The organism is Nocardioides sp. CER19 (assembly GCF_029846275.1).
Lineage (GTDB): Bacteria > Actinomycetota > Actinomycetes > Propionibacteriales > Nocardioidaceae > Nocardioides.
Map to the genome: position 1 here is coordinate 1628514 of NZ_JARVWS010000001.1, position 16426 is coordinate 1644939.

Here is a 16426-nt window from a genome sequence, read left to right on the forward strand (position 1 = left end):
TCAGTCCTTCGGAGTGGGAGTGGGAGGAAGGTCCGAGAGGGCGACGAGCTCCGGGCGGAGCGCCGCAGGGAGGAGGATCTGGTCGATCACCCTCGTGATGAGGTCCTCGTCGGGCAGCTGCCCGAGGATGAAGACTCGGTGGAGGACGACGCCGGCCAGGGCCGGCGCGATCAGGTCGAGGTCGACGTCGGGCCGCAGCTCGCCCCGGGCGCGGGCGCGCTCCCAGATGGATCGGGAGCCCTCGAGCTTGTCAGTGAGGAAGTGCTCGCGGAACTGCTGGGCGAACTCCGGGTCGCGGCCGATCGCGGTGATGACGCTGCTGAACACGGCTATCGCGTCGGGGTCGGTGAGCCCGCCCATCCCGCAGAACGCCGCCTGGAGGTCACCGCGCAGGCTGCCGGTGTCCGGGAACTCGTGCGGTTCCTTGGAGCTGCTCAGCGCGTCGATGACGAGGTTGGCCTTGCTCGACCAGCGACGGTAGAGCGTCGCCTTGGAGGCCTTGGCGCGCGTGGCGACCGCGTCCATCGTCAGTCGGTCATAGCCCACCTCGGCCAGGATCGCGAGGGTCGCCTCGAGGATCTCGAGCTCCCGGTCGCCCTCGACGCGGGGGCGGTGGCTGCCCAATGCCCGGGCGAGGTTCATCGCCGTTCTCCTGTCGTTCACCTGCTTGAAACGAAACAGTTTCGTTTCAACCTCAGCGATAGTACGACTGCGTTTCATTCCCCGCAATCGCATTTATCTCCGACGCCGGTGCCACTGCATGGGTGTCGGCGCCAACGGGCAAGATGTGGGCCATGACCGACGAGAGTCCCGCCAGCCTCCACGCCGAGCTCTCCGCCCGGATCGAGTCGGCCTCCGACGCCTACTACCGCGACGGCTCCTCGCCGCTCACCGATGCCGACTACGACGCGCTGCTGCGCCAGCTGCAGGAGCTCGAGGCGCAGTACCCGGCCCTCGTCACGCCCGAGTCGCCGACCCAGCGCGTGATGGGCAAGGCCTACACCGACTTCGCCTCCTATCAGCACCTGCAGCGGATGGAGAGCCTCGACAACGCCTTCTCCCTCGAGGAGGTCGAGGCCTGGCACGCGCGGATCGTCCGCGAGGTCGGCACCTCGCCGGAGCTGCTCTGCGAGGTGAAGTTCGACGGTCTCGCGATCAACCTGCTCTACGAAGGCGGCCGCCTGACGCGGGCCCTGACCCGCGGCGACGGTACGACGGGGGAGGACGTCACCCCCAACGTGCTCGCCATCGAGTCGGTGCCCAACCGGCTGACCGGGACCCAGGAGTTCCCGGTGCCCGACCGGATCGAGGTGCGCGGCGAGGTCTACCTCCCGACGGTCCGCTTCGAGGAGATCAACGCCGAGCAGGCGGCCGCCGGCAAGCCCCTCTACGCCAACGCCCGCAACACCGCCGCGGGGTCGCTGCGCCAGAAGGACCCCTCGGTCACCGCCGCGCGTCGGCTGTCGATGACCTGCCACGGCACGGGGCTGCGCGAGGGCTTCGTGCCCACGTCGCAGTCGGGCTCCTACGCCGCGCTGTCCGCCTGGGGCCTCCCGGTCTCGTCGCTGGTCAAGGTGCTGCCGGAGATCACCTCCGTCGAGGACTACATCGCGTTCTTCGCCGAGCACCGCCACGACCCGGAGGTGCTCTCCCACGAGATCGACGGTGTCGTCATCAAGGTCGACGACGTCTCGCTGCAGCGCCGGCTGGGCTCGACGTCCCGGGCACCGCGCTGGGCGATCGCCTACAAGTACCCGCCCGAGGAGGTCAACGCCAAGCTCCTCGCGATCGAGGTCGGCGTCGGGCGGACCGGTCGCGCGACACCCTACGGCGTGATGGAGCCGACGAAGGTGGCCGGCTCCACCGTCGAGCGGGCGACGCTCCACAACGCCCACGAGGTACGCCGCAAGGACGTCCGCCCCGGCGACATCGTCATCCTCCGCAAGGCCGGCGACGTGATCCCCGAGATCCTGGGCCCGGTCCTCGCGCTGCGGCCCGATGACCTGCCCGAGTGGGTCATGCCCACGGAGTGCCCGGCCTGCGGCACGACGCTGGCGCAGCAGAAGGAGGGCGACAAGGACCTGCGCTGCCCCAACCACCAGTTCTGCCCGGCGCAGGTGCGTGAGCGCGTCTTCCACGTGGCCGGGCGCGGCGCGTTCGACATCGAGGGTCTGGGCTACGAGGCCGCCGACGCGCTGCTGTCGGCGCAGGTGATCGGCAACGAGGGCGACGTCTTCGCGCTCGACGCCGACGGGCTGCGCCGCGCGCCGCTCTTCACGCGTGCGCCGAAGAGGGGCGAGGAGGGTCCCCAGCTCACGGCCAACGCCGACAAGCTGCTCGCCAACCTGGCCGATCGCAAGTCGGTTCCGCTGTGGCGGGTGCTGGTGGCGCTCTCGATCCGCCACGTCGGCCCGACGGCCGCGCGCGCCCTCGCCACCGAGTTCGGCTCGCTCGACGCGATCCGGACCGCCTCCCACCAGGCTCTGGCTGCCGCCGAGGGCGTCGGCCCGACGATCGCCGACGCGGTCGTCGAGTGGTTCGGGGTCGACTGGCACCGCGACATCGTGGACAAGTGGGAGAAGGCAGGCGTCCGCATGGCCGACGAGCGCGACGAGTCGGTCGCGCGCACGCTCGAGGGGCTGACCGTCGTCGTCACCGGCTCGCTCGTCGACTTCTCCCGCGACTCGGCCAAGGAGGCGATCATCAGCCGGGGCGGCAAGGCCGCCGGCTCGGTCTCGAAGAAGACCGACTACGTGGTGATCGGCGACAACGCCGGGTCCAAGGCCGACAAGGCCGAGGAGCTCGGTGTCCCGATCCTCGACGAGGCGGGGTTCGTGACGCTCCTCGAGGGCGGTCCCGGCGCCCTGGGGTGAGTGCTCCGCGGCATCGGTTACCGGGGATCACACGACGACCGGTGAGAAGAGCCGGTTCGAAGGGAGTGATCACCATGGTCACCGCACGCGAGATCATGACCCGCGGAGCGGAGTGCGCACGGACGACCGACTCGCTCGTCGAGGTCGCACGGCGGATGAAGGCGCAAGACGTCGGCGCCCTGCCCATCTGCGGCGACGGCGACCGGTTGCACGGCATGATCACGGACCGCGACATCGTCGTGAAGTGCGTCGCCTCGGGCGACCACCCGGCCGAGCGCACCGTGGGCGAGCTCGCCCAGGGCCAGGCCATCACGGTCGGTGCCGACGACAGCGTCGAGGAGGCGCTGTTCAAGATGATGAGCGCCGACCTACGACGGCTCCCCGTCGTCGACGGGCAGCGGTTCGTCGGCGTGGTCAGTCTCGTCGACCTCGCCCTCAACCTGCCCGACGACGAGGTCGGCGAGCTGGTCGGCGCCGTCTCGTCGGTACCGCCGAGCAACTGACCACCTGTGACCATCCGCGGGGCCCGGGACTCAACGGAGAGTCACGGGTCCCGCGGATCACGTGCTAGCCGGCCGGCTCGATGTTGTGGTTGGACCGGAACAGGTTGCCGGGGTCCCAGGTCGCCTTGAGGGCGGCCAGTCGGGCGTACTTCTCCGGGCTGAAGCCGGCGTGCACATCGGCCGGCGAGGTGCCGGGCTCGAAGTTCAGGTAGACCCCGCCGGTCCGGTCGGCTGCGAACGCGTCGGTGAACCGGCTCACCCAGCCCATCTCGTCGTCGGTCTCCTCAGGCGTCGCCCAGCACGCGATCGGGTGCGCCATGTAGGCCGCGTCGCGGTGGCTGGCCGCCGCGGAGTCCTCCGGGATCCGGGCGACGGCGCCGCCGTGGCGGAACACGATGCCCTGTGTCATCGGCGAGTGGATCTCCGCGCCCACCTCGAGGAACCGGTCGACGGTGACGTCGGAGAGGCCCTGGAGGTGCAGGCCGCGGTGGTAGTTCAGCCAGCCCTTCGGAGCGAACCCGTCGAGCATCGCCTGGAACGCCGCGTAGGGCATCGGCTGGACGAGGTCCATCCCGCCCTCGGCGATCGCCCGGAACGGCGCCAGGGCCTCGAGCGCCTCCTCGGGCGGGCCGACGTACGCGACCACGAGCGCGAGCACCGGGCTCCCGACGACCTCCGGCGGCACGAAGTCGGCGGGTGGGGCGAGGACGGTCACGATCGCAGCGACGACCTCCTCGGGCGCCCGCTCGAGCGCGTCGCGGTAGGCCCGGGCGGCCTCGTGCGCGTGCTCGTCGTTGGGGAGGACGAGCATCCCGGCGAGCAGCAGCGGCGGGATCGGGTGGACCCGCAGCTCGTAGTTGACGACGACGCCGAAGTTCGCGCCGGCTCCGCGCAGGGCCCAGAGCAGGTCCGGGTGCTCGGTCTCGGAGACGTGGACGAGCCGTCCGTCGGCGGTGACGACGTCGGCGCCCACCAGGTTGTCGCACGTGAGGCCGTACTTCGGCGACAGCCACCCGTAGCCGCCACCGAGGGTGAAGCCGCCGACGCCGGTGGTCGTCACTCGGCCGCCCGGCGTCGCGACGCCGCGCAGCGTGGTGTCGCGGTCGTACTCGCCCCACAGCACGCCGCCCTGGGCGATCGCGGTGCCGCGGCTCGGGTTGACCTCGGTGCCCTTGAGGCTGGACAGGTCGAGCAGCACGCCGGCCTCGTTGGCCGACGTACCGGCGACGGCGTGGCCGCCGCAGCGGACGGTCAGCGGGAGCCGGGCGTCACGCGCGTAGTTGACGGCGTCGGCGACGTCGGCGACGCCTGTGGGACGGAGGACGAGAGCGGGCTGCTTGTCGATGCTGCCGTTGTAGACCGCCCGAGCGGTGTCGTATTCGGGATCTCCCGGCCGGATCGTGGTGCCCTTGAAGAGCGGGTCGAGCTCGAGGACGGGGAGGGACGTTTCGGTCATACGACCACCTGATTTCCTGGGATGTGTGGGTGTCCCGTCGACCCACAGGAGCAGCGCGGTCGTCCAGCGCGCAACCCCTGGCACCGTTAAGTCTTCGGTGACGTGCGTGTCTGGCAGGAAGTCGTCGTACGGCGGCAGGAGAACCACGCTCGGCCGGAGCGCCGGACCGGCCGGATCCAGGCCCGTGCCGGCGCGCCGGGATCCGGCCGGCCGCCCCGCGGGCCAGGGGCCGAACCGGGGTGAGCGCCGGCGACCGCGCCACCTAGACTGACCGCCATGCCTGAAATCACCCGTGACGAGGTCGCCCACCTGGCCGACCTCGCCCGGATCGACCTCGATGACGCGGAGCTGGACCACCTCGCGCCGCAGCTGAACGTGATCCTCGACTCGGTCGCGTCCATCCAGGGGGTCGCCGGCGACGATGTCATCCCCACCTCGCACCCACTGCCGCTCACCAACGTCTTCCGTGACGACGTGGTGCGGCCGTGCCTGACGCCGGAGCAGGCGCTGTCCGGCGCCCCGGCGGTCGAGGAGCAGCGCTTCTCCGTGCCGCGGATCCTGGGGGACGAGCAGTGAGCTGGATCGAGAAGACCGCCGCCGAGCTGGCTGACGCGCTGGCCGCGGGGGAGACGACGAGCGTCGAGCTGACGCAGGCGCACCTCGACCGCATCGGCGCGGTGGACGGGGACGTGCACGCGTTCCTCCACGTCGACACCGAGGGCGCGCTCGCCCAGGCCCAGGCCTCCGACGAGCGCCGCACCGCCGGTGCCGCGAAGCACGCCCTGGACGGGGTGCCGATCGCGGTCAAGGACGTGCTGACCACGACCGGGCTGCCGACCACGTGCGGCTCCAAGATCCTCGAGGGCTGGATCCCGCCCTACGACGCCACGGTCGTCGCGCGGCTCAAGGCCGCCGGCCTGCCGATCCTGGGCAAGACCAACATGGACGAGTTCGCGATGGGCAGCTCGACCGAGCACTCGGCCTACGGGCCCACCCGCAACCCGTGGGACCTCGACCGGATTCCCGGCGGTTCGGGCGGCGGCTCGGCCGCCGCGGTCGCCGCGTTCGAGGCGCCGCTGGCGCTCGGCACCGACACCGGCGGCTCGATCCGCCAGCCGGGCGCGGTCACGGGAACCGTCGGCGTGAAGCCGACGTACGGCTCGGTCTCCCGCTACGGCCTGGTCGCCCTGGCCAACAGCCTCGACCAGGTCGGTCCGGTCACCCGCACCGTGCTCGACAGCGCGTTGCTGCACGAGCTCATCGGCGGGCACGACCCGCTGGACTCGACGTCGACCACGACCCCAGTCACCGGCCTCGTCGAGGCCGCGCGGCAGGGTGCGACCGGCGACCTCTCCGGCCTCAAGGTCGGCGTCATCAAGGAGCTGGCGGGCGACGGCTGGCAGGCCGGCGTGATGCAGCGCTTCCAGGAGTCGGTGGACCTGCTCACCAAGCTGGGCGCGGACGTCGTCGAGGTGTCGGCGCCCAACTTCGTCCACGCGATGGCGGCCTACTACCTCATCCTCCCGGCCGAGGCGTCGAGCAACCTCGCGAAGTTCGACGCGATGCGCTACGGCCTGCGGGTCACCCCGGACGGCGACCCGAGCGCCGAGGACGTCATGAAGGCGACCCGCGACGCCGGCTTCGGCGACGAGGTGAAGCGCCGCATCATCCTCGGCACCTACGCCCTCTCGTCGGGCTACTACGACGCCTACTACGGCCAGGCGCAGAAGATCCGCACGCTCATCATCGAGGACTTCAACCGCGCGTACGCCGACGTGGACGTGCTCGTCAGCCCGACGGCGCCGACCACGGCGTTCAAGCTCGGCGAGAAGCTCGACGACCCGATCGCGATGTACCTCAACGACCTCGCGACCATCCCCGCCAACCTGGCCGGCGTTCCTGGCATCTCGGTGCCCGCCGGCCTGGCGCCCGAGGACGGCCTCCCGGTCGGCTTCCAGATCCTCGCGCCGATCCTCGAGGACGCCCGCGTCTACCGCGTGGGCGCCGCCCTCGAGTCCGCGCTCGTCCAGCAGTGGGGCGGCCCGCTCGTCGCACCGGAGGTTCGCAAGTGACCGACACGCTCGTCCCGTTCGAGGACGTCCTCAAGGACTTCGACCCGGCCCTCGGACTCGAGGTCCACGTCGAGCTCAACACCGCGACGAAGATGTTCTGCGGCTGCCCCAACGAGTTCGGCGCCGAGCCCAACAGCCAGGTCTGCCCGACCTGCCTGGGCCTGCCCGGCGCGATGCCCGTCGTCAACGGCAAGGCGGTCGAGTCGGCGATCCGGATCGGCCTCGCGCTGAACTGCACCATCGCCGAGTGGTGCCGCTTCGCCCGGAAGAACTACTTCTACCCGGACATGCCGAAGAACTTCCAGACGTCGCAGTACGACGAGCCGATCGCCTTCGACGGCTACCTGGACGTCGAGGTCGAGGGGGAGACCTTCCGGATCGAGATCGAGCGCGCCCACATGGAGGAGGACACCGGCAAGACCACCCACATCGGTGGCGCGACCGGCCGCATCCACGGCGCCGACCACTCGCTGGTCGACTACAACCGCGCCGGCATCCCGCTCATCGAGATCGTCACCAAGCCGATCACCGGCACCGGTGCGAAGGCCCCGCTCGTCGCCCGCGCCTACGTCGCCGCGCTGCGGGAGCTGATCCTCGCGCTCGGCGTCTCCGACGCCCGCATGGAGCAGGGCTCGATGCGCTGCGACGTCAACCTGTCGCTCGCCCCGAAGCCCTCGTCCGGCGAGCCTGGCGAGACCAAGCTCGGCACCCGCACCGAGACGAAGAACGTCAACTCGCTTCGGTCGGTCGAGCGCGCGGTCCGGTTCGAGATGAGCCGGCACGCCGGCGTACTCCTGAGTGGGGCGAAGATCCTGCAGGAGACTCGCCACTTCCACGAGGACACCGGCACCACGTCGGCCGGTCGTGAGAAGTCCGACGCCGAGGACTATCGCTACTTCCCGGAGCCCGACCTGGTCCCGATCGCGCCCGCGCGCGAGTGGGTCGAGGAGCTGCGCGGCACCCTCCCCGAGCCGCCCTCCGAGCGTCGCGCCCGACTGCAGGGCGAGTGGGGCTTCTCCGACCTGGAGATGCGCGACGCGGCCGCCGCGGGTGCGCTCTCGCTCATCGAGGAGACCGTCGCCGCCGGCGCCGCCCCCCAGGCGGCCCGCAAGTGGTGGCTCTCCGAGCTGGCCCGCCGTGCCAACGACACCGGCGTCGAGCTGACCGACGTCGGCGTGACGCCGGCGCAGGTCGCCGAGGTCCAGAAGCTGGTCGAGGCCGGCACGGTCAACGACAAGCTCGCGCGCCAGGTCTTCGAGGGCCTGTATGCCGGCGAGGGCTCGCCCGCCGAGATCGTCGCCGCCCGCGGGCTCGCCGTGGTCTCCGACGAGGGTGCCCTGTCGGCGGCGGTCGACAACGCCATCGCGGCGAACCCCGACGTCGCCGACAAGATCCGCGACGGCAAGGTCGCCGCGGCCGGCGCGCTCATCGGCGCGGTCATGAAGGAGATGCGCGGTCAGGCCGACGCCGGGCGGGTGCGGGAGCTGATCCTCGAGAAGCTGGCCTGAGATGGCGCTCTCCAGGATCGCGTTGCTCATCGACGCCGACAACGCTCCGGCGAGCAAGATCGGCGAGATCCTCAACGACCTGGCGTCCTACGGCGAGTGCAACATCCGGCGCGCCTACGGCAACTGGACCAAGCCCGACCTCAAGGGATGGATCGAGGAGCTGCACGACGCCGCGATCCGGCCGATGCAGCAGTTCGACCTGACGACGCACAAGAACGCGTCCGACATGGCGCTGGCCATCGACGCGGTCGAGCTGTGGCACAGCGCCGAGCCGGAGGCGTTCGCGATCGTCTCGAGCGACTCCGACTTCACCCCGCTCGTGCACTACCTGCGCGAGAAGGGCGCCGCGGTCTACGGCTACGGCCGGGCGAAGACGCCGACGCCGTTCCAGAGCGCGTGCACGAAGTTCACGGTGCTGGAGCAGCTCGGCGAGGACGAGTCCGACGGCACCGAGGAGCAGTCCCGCGGCGGCCGCGAGCAGGTCCCGACGGCCGACCTGAAGGGCAACTCGGCCCTCGTCCGGCTGCTGAGGAGTGCCATCAAGGCGGCCGCCGGTGAGGACGGCTGGGCGACCGTGCAGCAGGTGGGGCAGCAGATCCGCAACCAGTCGTCGCTCGACTGGCGCAACTACGGCTACGGCACCTTGACCAAGCTGCTCACCGCCAGCGAGCTGTTCGAGATGCGCGACGAGGGCACGCCGGCCGTCTCCGTCCGCGACCCGCGGGCGAACCGGAGCTGACCGAGTCGATGTCCGCCGTGCGGCTGGGTGGTTCCCACCGCCGCCCGGTTGTCCGCTCGGCGCGCGCCGGGGTTAGGCTGCCGCGTCTACATCTGAACATCCATCACGCCCGCGCGCGGGGGAAGCCGGTGAGAGCCCGGCGCTGACCCGCAACCGTGTGCCCCTCCTCGAGGGGCGAGTCGGAGCACCCGCCGCGGAGCGTCCTGACAACACGCTGTCGCGGACAACAGCGGGTGTGCTCGCGAAGCCTCCCGCTGGTGCAGCGGGAAGGAAATCATGCGAACCCTCGCCAGATCTGCCGCCGTCATCACGGCCGGCCTGATGCTCATCCCCGCCCTCGCCGGCCCGTCGTCGGCCGCCAAGCCGGCGTCGCTCTCCGGCTCCTGGCTGGCCCGCCAGCTCAAGACCGGCGTCGTCAGCGGCCAGTACGGCGACGACTACGGCCTCACCGCCGACACCGCGCTCGCGCTGAAGACCGTCGGCGGTCACAAGTCGGCGCTCACGCGGACCCGCAAGGCGCTGGCCGCGAACGTCGACAGCTGGGTCTCCCCGGGCAGCGAGGTCTACGCCGGCTCGGTCGCCAAGGCCGCCGTCGTGGCCAAGGCGCTGGGCGGACGGCCGCGCTCCTTCGGCGGTGCCAACCTGATCAAGCAGCTCAACGCCACGGTCACCCCGGCGGGCCCGGCCCAGGGCCGGATCCGCGACACCAGCACCTACGGCGACTACGCCAACACGATCGGCCAGGCCTACGCGGCCCGGGCGCTCTCCGCGGCCCACTCGCCGAAGGCCGGCAGCGTCGTCCGGTTCCTGATCGCCCAGCAGTGCGCGAAGGGCTACTTCCGCCTCAACTTCTCCGCGCCCACCGCTGCCTCTCAGAAGTGCGTCCCGGGTGACAGCACTGGCAGCCCGGCCGACCCGGACGTCACCTCGCTCGCGCTGCTGAGCCTGCACACGATCAAGCACCCGTCGAAGAAGGTGCGCGTCTCGATCCAGAAGGCGACCCGCTGGCTCAAGCGTCACCAGCGCGCGAATGGCTCCTTCGTCGGCGGCCGTACGACGGCCGTGCCGAACGCCAACAGCACCGGACTGGCCGGCTGGGCGCTCGGTGAGGTCGGTGCCTGCAAGCAGGCCCGCAAGGCCGCCGCGTGGGTGAAGCGCCTCCAGGTCGGCGCCACCGCGAAGGGCGCGCTCGCGCACGAGCACGGTGCGATCGCCTACGACCGCACGGCACTGGCGACCGCTCGGACCGCGGGCATCACGAGCGCCTCGCAGGATCAGTGGCGGCGTGCCACGGCGCAGGCCGCGCCGGCGCTGCGCTTCCTCTCCGGCTGCTGACGGTGCCCATACTCCGCAGAGTCGCCGCGCTGGCCGCCGCCACGCTCGTCGCGGCGGCGGCCACGCTGGCGCTCCCCTCGGCACCGGCGCAGGCGGCGTACTGCTCCGGCGGTGCTGGCGTCAGCGTCGTCGTCGACTTCGGCGCCCTCGGCGGCGGGAGCGCGACCGGCTGCGGCGGCGGCGCGTCCGTGGCCTCGACCGCCTTCAAGAACGCCGGCTTCGCCCTCACGCCGCACCCGCGTCAGCAGGGCTTCGTGTGCAAGGTGAACAGCAAGCCGGCCGACGGCAACTGCATGGGCACCAACGCCTACTGGGGCTTCTTCGTGTCCGACGACGGCAAGGGCTGGGTGTACGCCTCCCAGGGCGTCTTCCAGCAGGCGGTCGACTCGGGCGACAGCGTCGCGCTCGTGTGGCAGTCGAGCTCCGGCCAACGCAGGCCCGGTACGTCCCCCGCGCCGTCGACGGGCGGCTCAGCACCGGTGGCGCCGAGCGGGAAGACCACCAACCGACCGAAGCCGAAGCCGACCACGCGGCCGGCGACGCCGACGCCGACGGTGGCCGCCACCAGGCGGGTCGCCTCCCCGCAGGCGACGCTGAGCACGGCGCCGACGCCGAGCGAGTCGGCGAAGCCGAAGCCGAAGCCGAAGCCGACTCCGACCGCCACCCCGACCCCGGCGGCCACGGCGACCGACGACAGCACGGGAGCCACGCTCTCGGTCGAGTCGTCCCCCACGGGGAGCGGCTCGACCCAGGCGTCCACCGAACCGGTGGCGAGTGACGAGGGCGGCGGTCTGCCCGGTTGGCTCGCTCCCGCCCTGGTCGGGGTGCTCGCCCTGGCGGCCGGCGGCGTCGCCTGGGCCCGAAGGACTCGATGACCGGACGCCTCGCGCGGGACCTGCATCCGGTCGCCTGGTGGGTGTGGGCGATCGGGCTGGCGGCGTACGCCTCGCAGACCACGAACCCCTGGCTGCTCCTGCTGCTGGTCGGCGTGGCCGCGCTCGTCGTGAGCGCGCGCCGCTCCGACCAGCCGTGGGCGCGGTCGTTCCGCCTCTACGTGTGGGCGGGCGTCTTCATCGTCGCCATCCGGGTGGCCTTTCGCGTGCTGCTCGGCAGCGGGTATGCCGGCACGGTGGTCCTGCAGCTCCCGGAGATCCCGCTGCCCGGCTGGGTCCTCGGCATCACGCTGCTCGGTCCGGTGACGCGCGAGTCGCTCCTGGCGGGCCTCTACGACGGCCTGCGGCTCGCCACCATCGTCATCTGCGTGGGTGCCGCCAACGCCCTCGCCAACCCGAAGCGGCTGCTGCGCAGCATGCCGGCTGCGCTGTATGAGATCGGCAGCGCGGTCGTCGTCGCGGTGAGCGTCCTCCCGCAGCTCGCGGAGAGCGTCCAGCGGGTGCGGCGCGCCCAGCGGCTGCGCGCCGGGGACGGTGGTCGGAAGGGACGGCTGCGGCGCTTCCTCGTACCGGTCCTCGAGGACGCGCTCGAGCGCTCGCTGACCCTCGCCGCCGGCATGGACACCCGCGGCTACGGCCGCTCCGGCTCCGCGACGCGGGGCGAGCGGCGGGTCACCGGTGCGCTGATGGTCGTGGGTCTCATCGGCGTCTGCGCCGGCGCCTACGCCCTGCTCGACCAGACCTTCCTCGGCGGCTCGTGGCGGCTGGGCGCCGTCGCGATCAGCCGCGGCGCGGTCGTGCTGCTCCTCGGCGTGGCCGTCTGCGTGGCCGGCATGGCCGCCGCCGGGCGCCGCGTCGAGCGCACCGTCTACCGCCCCGACCCGTGGCGCTGGCCCGAGACGGCCGTCGCGCTGACCGGCGTCGCGGTCGGCGCGGTCGGCTCGTGGGTCGCGCAGCACCAGTACGCGGTCGCCAACCCGGACCTCAGCGCCTCGCCCCAGATCAGCGCTGCCGCACTGCTCGGCGTCCTGGTCGGCCTGGCGCCGGTGCTGCTCGCGCCGGCACCGCGGCTCGCCAGCAGCCGCCGCGACCTCCAGGTGGCGGCATGACCGCGCCGCTGCTGGAGCTGCGCGGCGTCACCGCGACGCTGCCGGGTCGGTCACACCCGGTGCTCGCCGGCATCGACCTCGCCGTCGAGGACGGCGAGCTGCTGCTGGTCTCGGGGCCGACCGGATCGGGCAAGTCGACCCTGCTCGGTGTCGTCGCCGGGCTGGTGCCGCGCTTCAGCGGCGGCACGCTGTCCGGCGACCTGCTCCTCGACGGCGCCTCGATCGTGCACGCTCCGCCGCGCGAGCGGGCCGCGAGCATCGGGTACGTCGGCCAGGACCCCGCCGCGGGCTTCGTCACCGACACGGTGGAGGAGGAGCTGGCCTACGGCATGGAGCAGCTCGGCCTGCCGCCGGCCACCATGCGCCGCCGGGTCGAGGAGACCCTCGACCTCCTGGGCATCGCCGACCTGCGCGACCGCGACCTCCGCGCGCTCTCGGGCGGCCAGCAGCAGCGGGTCGCGCTCGGCTCGGTCCTCACGATGCATCCGCGGCTGCTCGTCCTCGACGAGCCCACCAGCGCGCTCGACCCCACGGCCGCCGAGGACGTCCTCGCCACCCTCACCCGCCTCGTCCACGACCTCGGCGTGAGCGTGCTGCTCGCCGAGCACCGGCTCGAGCGGGTGGTCCCGTTCGCCGACCGGATCGCCCTGCTGACCGGTGACGGCTCGGTCGAGGTCGGCCCGCCCGGGTCGGTGCTGGCCGGCTCGGCCGTCGTACCGCCCATCGTGGAGCTCGGCCGCGCCGCCGGCTGGGACCCGCTGCCGCTCACCGTCCGTGACGCCCGACGGCGGGCGCGCGAGCTCGGTCTCGATACGCCCTCGCGCAGCGCCGCGTTCGCTGGTCGAGTAGCGAGCGCCAGCGAGCGTATCGAGACCGTCACCGCCGCCCGCCTGACCGTCCAGCGGGGGAGTCGGCCGGTGCTCGTCGACGTCACGCTCGGCCTCGCCGGTGGTACGGTCACGGCGCTGATGGGCCGCAACGGCGCCGGCAAGTCGACCTTGCTCTGGACGCTCCAGGGCAGCCAGAAGCGCACCGGAGGCGTTGTCACGGTCGCCGGGGCGGACCCGGACCGGCTGGGCGCCGACGAGCGCCGCGCCCACGTCGGTCTGCTGCCGCAGACAGCCGCTGACCTGCTCTACCTCGAGACCGTCGACGAGGAGTGCCGGGCGGGCGGTCCGGAGACCCGGCGCATCCTCGACCGCCTCGTACCCGGCATCCCCGGCGACCGGCACCCACGCGACCTCTCCGAGGGGCAGCGGCTCGCCCTCGCACTCAGCCTCGTCCTCGCGGCCGACCCGCCGGTCCTGCTGCTCGACGAGCCGACCCGCGGCGTCGACTACGCCGCCAAGCACGCCTTGGCGACCCTGCTCCGGAAGCAGGCGGCGCAGGGGAGGACCGTGCTGGTCGCGACCCACGACGTCGAGTTCACCGCACGGGTGGCCGACGACGTGCTCGTGCTCGCGGACGGCGAGGTGGTCTCGTCCGGGCCGGTGCGGCAGGTCGTCGCCGAGTCGCCGTCGTTCGCCCCGCAGGTCACCAAGATCCTGGGTCCGCCGTGGCTGCTGGTCGACGAGGTCGCGGCGGCCCTCGCCGCCCGGGAGGCGATCACGTGATCCGGATGACGGCGCGCTCGGCGCTGATCCTCACGATCGCCAGCGTGATCGGCGTGATCACGCTCGTGTGGCCCCTGCTCCTCAACGACCCGGGCAGCACGAGGGTCCAGCCGCCGTTCGTCTTCCTCGCCCTGCTGCCGCTCGTCGTGGCGGTCGTCCTCGCCGAGCTCGCGCAGGGCGGCCTCGACCCGAGGGCGCTCGCCGTGCTCGGCGTCCTGACCGCCATCGACGCCGTGCTCCGCGGCGTCTCGGCGGGCACCGGCGGCGTCGAGCTCGTCTTCTTCCTCATCATCCTGGGCGGGCGGGTCTACGGTCCGGCGTTCGGGTTCGTGCTGGGCTGCACCAGCCTGTTCGTCAGCGCGCTGGTGACGGCCGGCGTGGGCCCCTGGCTGCCCTACCAGATGCTCTGCTCGGCGTGGATCGGCCTCGGCGCCGGGCTCCTGCCGCGGGCACGGGGCAGGAAGGAGATCGCGCTCCTGGCGACGTACGGCGTCGTCGTCTCCTACCTCTACGGCCTGCTGCTCAACCTCCAGGGCTGGCCGCTGCTCGCCGGCGTCTCGATCCCCGGCCACCACGAGCAGCTCGCCTTCGACCCGGCGGCGAGCCTGGGGGAGAACCTGGTCGTGTTCCTCAAGTACACGCTGATCACCTCCACGACCAGCTATGACACCGTGCGGGCGATCACCACCGCCGTCGCCATCACCGTGCTCGGGGGTGCGGTCCTCACGCCCCTGCGCCGCGCGGCCCGCCGTGCGACGGTCACCGGCACCGTGACCGGGAGCGTGGGCGAGTCGGCGGTGGTGGGTCCGCCGGCGGGTTCGTGACTGTTCATCGAGGTATGCAGGCGAACCGGCGCTTCCCGCGCTGAGCTGGTGCGACCAGCCGGTGACTGTTCGTCGAGGTATGCAGACGAGTCACCGCTTCCCGTGCGGAGTTCCGCGCGGGAAGTGTGCACTCGGCTGCATACCTCGACGAGCATCCACCCACCGACGCACATTCGGCTGCGTACCTCGCTGAGCATCCACCCGCCGACGCCCATTCGCCTGCATACCTCGACGAACCAACCCGCCCACAGAAGCCGCCAGGCCTCAGGACCCGTCAGCAGACCGAGGAGCGGGCACCGGGACGTCCGACCGACTCGTGGCCGCCTCGAGGTAGGCGTCGGCGTCCTCGCGCTCGGCGCGCCGCTCGGCGAGCGACGTCAGGGCGACCATGGCGTTGCGCCTCGCCCGGGTCTGCGACGAGTCCGACCAGCGTCGCGCGGCTTCGGCCAGCACGAGCGGCGAGCGAGGCAGCGGTAGACGGGTCAGGTAGATCCGTGCAAAGGGCATTGACCGCTCCGGTGGCAGGGGGAAACCGGTGACCTCCACGCTAAGCCGCCCGGGCGGGTCTGTCGCCACCCTGGTCTGTGACGTTTGTGTGAATCTCACCACCCGGCCCGATGGAGAACGTTTCAGTCGACGACCGGCACCTTCGGCCGCTCGGTCCGGGTCATGCCGATGCTCGCGACGACGACGCACAGCAGCGCCACCCACTGCACCGCCGTGAGCATCTCGCCGACCACCGCCCAGCCGGCGAGGGCGGCCGCGGCCGGCTCGAGGCTCATCAGGACGCCGAACACCGACGGGGCCAGCGAGCGGAGCGCGACCAGCTCGCAGGAGTAGGGGATGACCGACGAGAGCACGCCGACCGCGGCGCCGATCAGCCAGATCCGCGCCGAGCCGAGGTCGCCCGCGTGACCGCCCAAGGCCAGCGGGCTGACCAACGCGAGCCCCACCACGCTGGCGACCGCGAGCCCGTCGAGCCCGGCCCAGCGCTGTCCGGTCCGCGCGCTCAGCAGGATGTACGCCGCCCAGGCGACCGCCGCGAGCAGCGCGAACGCGACCCCGGCGACCGTGAGGTCGCCGCGCTCGAACCCGAGCAGCAGCACGCCGAGCGCCGCCAGGCCGATCCAGACCAGGTCGCGGGCCCGGCGCGACCCGGCGACGGCCAGCACCAGCGGACCCGTGAACTCGATGGTCACGGCGATGCCGAGCGGGATCCGTGAGAAGGACTGGTAGATCGCCCAGTTCATCGTCCCGAGGGCGACGCCGAACGCCACGACCACCGCCCAGTCCGTGCGGCTGCGGCCGCGCAGCGACGGCCGCGCCCAGGCGACCAGCACCACGGCGCTCGCGAACAGGCGCAGCCAGACGATGGTCGTCGGCGACACCTCGTCGAAGAGCGACTTGGCCAGCCCCGCGCCGAACTGCACCGACGCGATGCCGATGAGCACCAGCAGGACGGGGAAGCGGCTCGTGGACATCGAGCCGAAGCCTAGGGCCA

15 protein-coding genes and 1 riboswitch are annotated in these 16426 nt (G+C 72.3%); of the genes, 11 read left to right on the top strand and 4 right to left on the bottom strand.

Annotated features, from left to right (window positions below; translation table 11 throughout):
* Nucleotides 1-642 carry a TetR/AcrR family transcriptional regulator gene (locus QDS12_RS08025; protein WP_279878306.1) on the bottom strand — a complete coding sequence of 214 codons (642 nt, stop codon included), beginning with the start codon at nt 640-642 and terminating at the stop codon, nt 1-3.
* A gap of 152 nt (nt 643-794) precedes the next feature.
* Here QDS12_RS08025 and ligA point away from each other — a divergent pair, with 152 nt between their 5' ends.
* Nucleotides 795-2873: an NAD-dependent DNA ligase LigA gene (gene ligA, locus QDS12_RS08030; RefSeq protein WP_279878307.1), complete on the top strand. Its 2079-nt coding sequence runs from the start codon at nt 795-797 to the stop codon at nt 2871-2873.
* A 74-nt stretch (nt 2874-2947) separates the two neighbouring features.
* Nucleotides 2948-3376, top strand: coding sequence for a CBS domain-containing protein (locus QDS12_RS08035; RefSeq protein ID WP_279878308.1), 429 nt, complete (start codon nt 2948-2950; stop codon nt 3374-3376).
* A 64-nt stretch (nt 3377-3440) separates the two neighbouring features.
* Here the strand turns inward: QDS12_RS08035 and QDS12_RS08040 are convergent, their stop codons facing one another.
* Entirely contained in the window at nt 3441-4832 is a 1392-nt protein-coding gene (locus QDS12_RS08040) for an FAD-binding oxidoreductase (protein ID WP_279878309.1), read from the bottom strand.
* A gap of 276 nt (nt 4833-5108) precedes the next feature.
* Between QDS12_RS08040 and gatC the strand changes: the two genes are divergently transcribed.
* The 9 genes from gatC to QDS12_RS08085 all read left to right on the top strand — a co-directional run bounded on the left by gatC (nt 5109) and on the right by QDS12_RS08085 (nt 14925).
* Nucleotides 5109-5408, top strand: coding sequence for an Asp-tRNA(Asn)/Glu-tRNA(Gln) amidotransferase subunit GatC (gatC, locus tag QDS12_RS08045; RefSeq protein ID WP_279878310.1), 300 nt, complete (start codon nt 5109-5111; stop codon nt 5406-5408).
* Nucleotides 5405-6904, top strand: coding sequence for an Asp-tRNA(Asn)/Glu-tRNA(Gln) amidotransferase subunit GatA (gene gatA, locus QDS12_RS08050; protein WP_279878311.1), 1500 nt, complete (start codon nt 5405-5407; stop codon nt 6902-6904). The genes gatC and gatA overlap by 4 nt, the downstream gene beginning before the upstream one ends.
* Nucleotides 6901-8412, top strand: a complete 1512-nt coding sequence (gene gatB / locus QDS12_RS08055) for an Asp-tRNA(Asn)/Glu-tRNA(Gln) amidotransferase subunit GatB (RefSeq protein ID WP_279878312.1) — start codon at nt 6901-6903, stop codon at nt 8410-8412. The genes gatA and gatB overlap by 4 nt, the downstream gene beginning before the upstream one ends.
* Nucleotide 8413: 1 nt before the next feature.
* Complete coding sequence (locus QDS12_RS08060; protein WP_279878313.1) at nt 8414-9151, top strand: NYN domain-containing protein; 738 nt, start codon at nt 8414-8416, stop codon at nt 9149-9151.
* 89 nt (nt 9152-9240) lie between these two features.
* Nucleotides 9241-9362, top strand: a riboswitch (cobalamin riboswitch).
* 65 nt (nt 9363-9427) lie between these two features.
* Nucleotides 9428-10486, top strand: a complete 1059-nt coding sequence (locus QDS12_RS08065) for a hypothetical protein (protein ID WP_279878314.1) — start codon at nt 9428-9430, stop codon at nt 10484-10486.
* A 2-nt stretch (nt 10487-10488) separates the two neighbouring features.
* The gene (locus QDS12_RS08070) at nt 10489-11361 is read left to right on the top strand and encodes a hypothetical protein (RefSeq protein WP_279878315.1); all 873 of its coding nucleotides are present in this window, start codon (nt 10489-10491) and stop codon (nt 11359-11361) included.
* Nucleotides 11358-12488, top strand: a complete 1131-nt coding sequence (locus QDS12_RS08075) for an energy-coupling factor transporter transmembrane component T (RefSeq protein ID WP_279878316.1) — start codon at nt 11358-11360, stop codon at nt 12486-12488. The genes QDS12_RS08070 and QDS12_RS08075 overlap by 4 nt, the downstream gene beginning before the upstream one ends.
* Nucleotides 12485-14101 carry an ABC transporter ATP-binding protein gene (locus QDS12_RS08080; protein ID WP_279878317.1) on the top strand — a complete coding sequence of 539 codons (1617 nt, stop codon included), beginning with the start codon at nt 12485-12487 and terminating at the stop codon, nt 14099-14101. The genes QDS12_RS08075 and QDS12_RS08080 overlap by 4 nt, the downstream gene beginning before the upstream one ends.
* Nucleotides 14102-14106: 5 nt before the next feature.
* A complete protein-coding gene (locus QDS12_RS08085; RefSeq protein WP_279878482.1) occupies nt 14107-14925 on the top strand; it encodes an ECF transporter S component in 819 nt (272 codons plus the stop codon).
* 264 nt (nt 14926-15189) lie between these two features.
* Here QDS12_RS08085 and QDS12_RS08090 read toward each other — a convergent pair whose 3' ends face one another.
* Nucleotides 15190-15432 carry a hypothetical protein gene (locus tag QDS12_RS08090; protein ID WP_279878318.1) on the bottom strand — a complete coding sequence of 81 codons (243 nt, stop codon included), beginning with the start codon at nt 15430-15432 and terminating at the stop codon, nt 15190-15192.
* A 122-nt stretch (nt 15433-15554) separates the two neighbouring features.
* Nucleotides 15555-16406 carry an EamA family transporter gene (locus tag QDS12_RS08095; protein WP_279878319.1) on the bottom strand — a complete coding sequence of 284 codons (852 nt, stop codon included), beginning with the start codon at nt 16404-16406 and terminating at the stop codon, nt 15555-15557.
* Between the last annotated feature and the right edge of the window lie 20 nt (nt 16407-16426).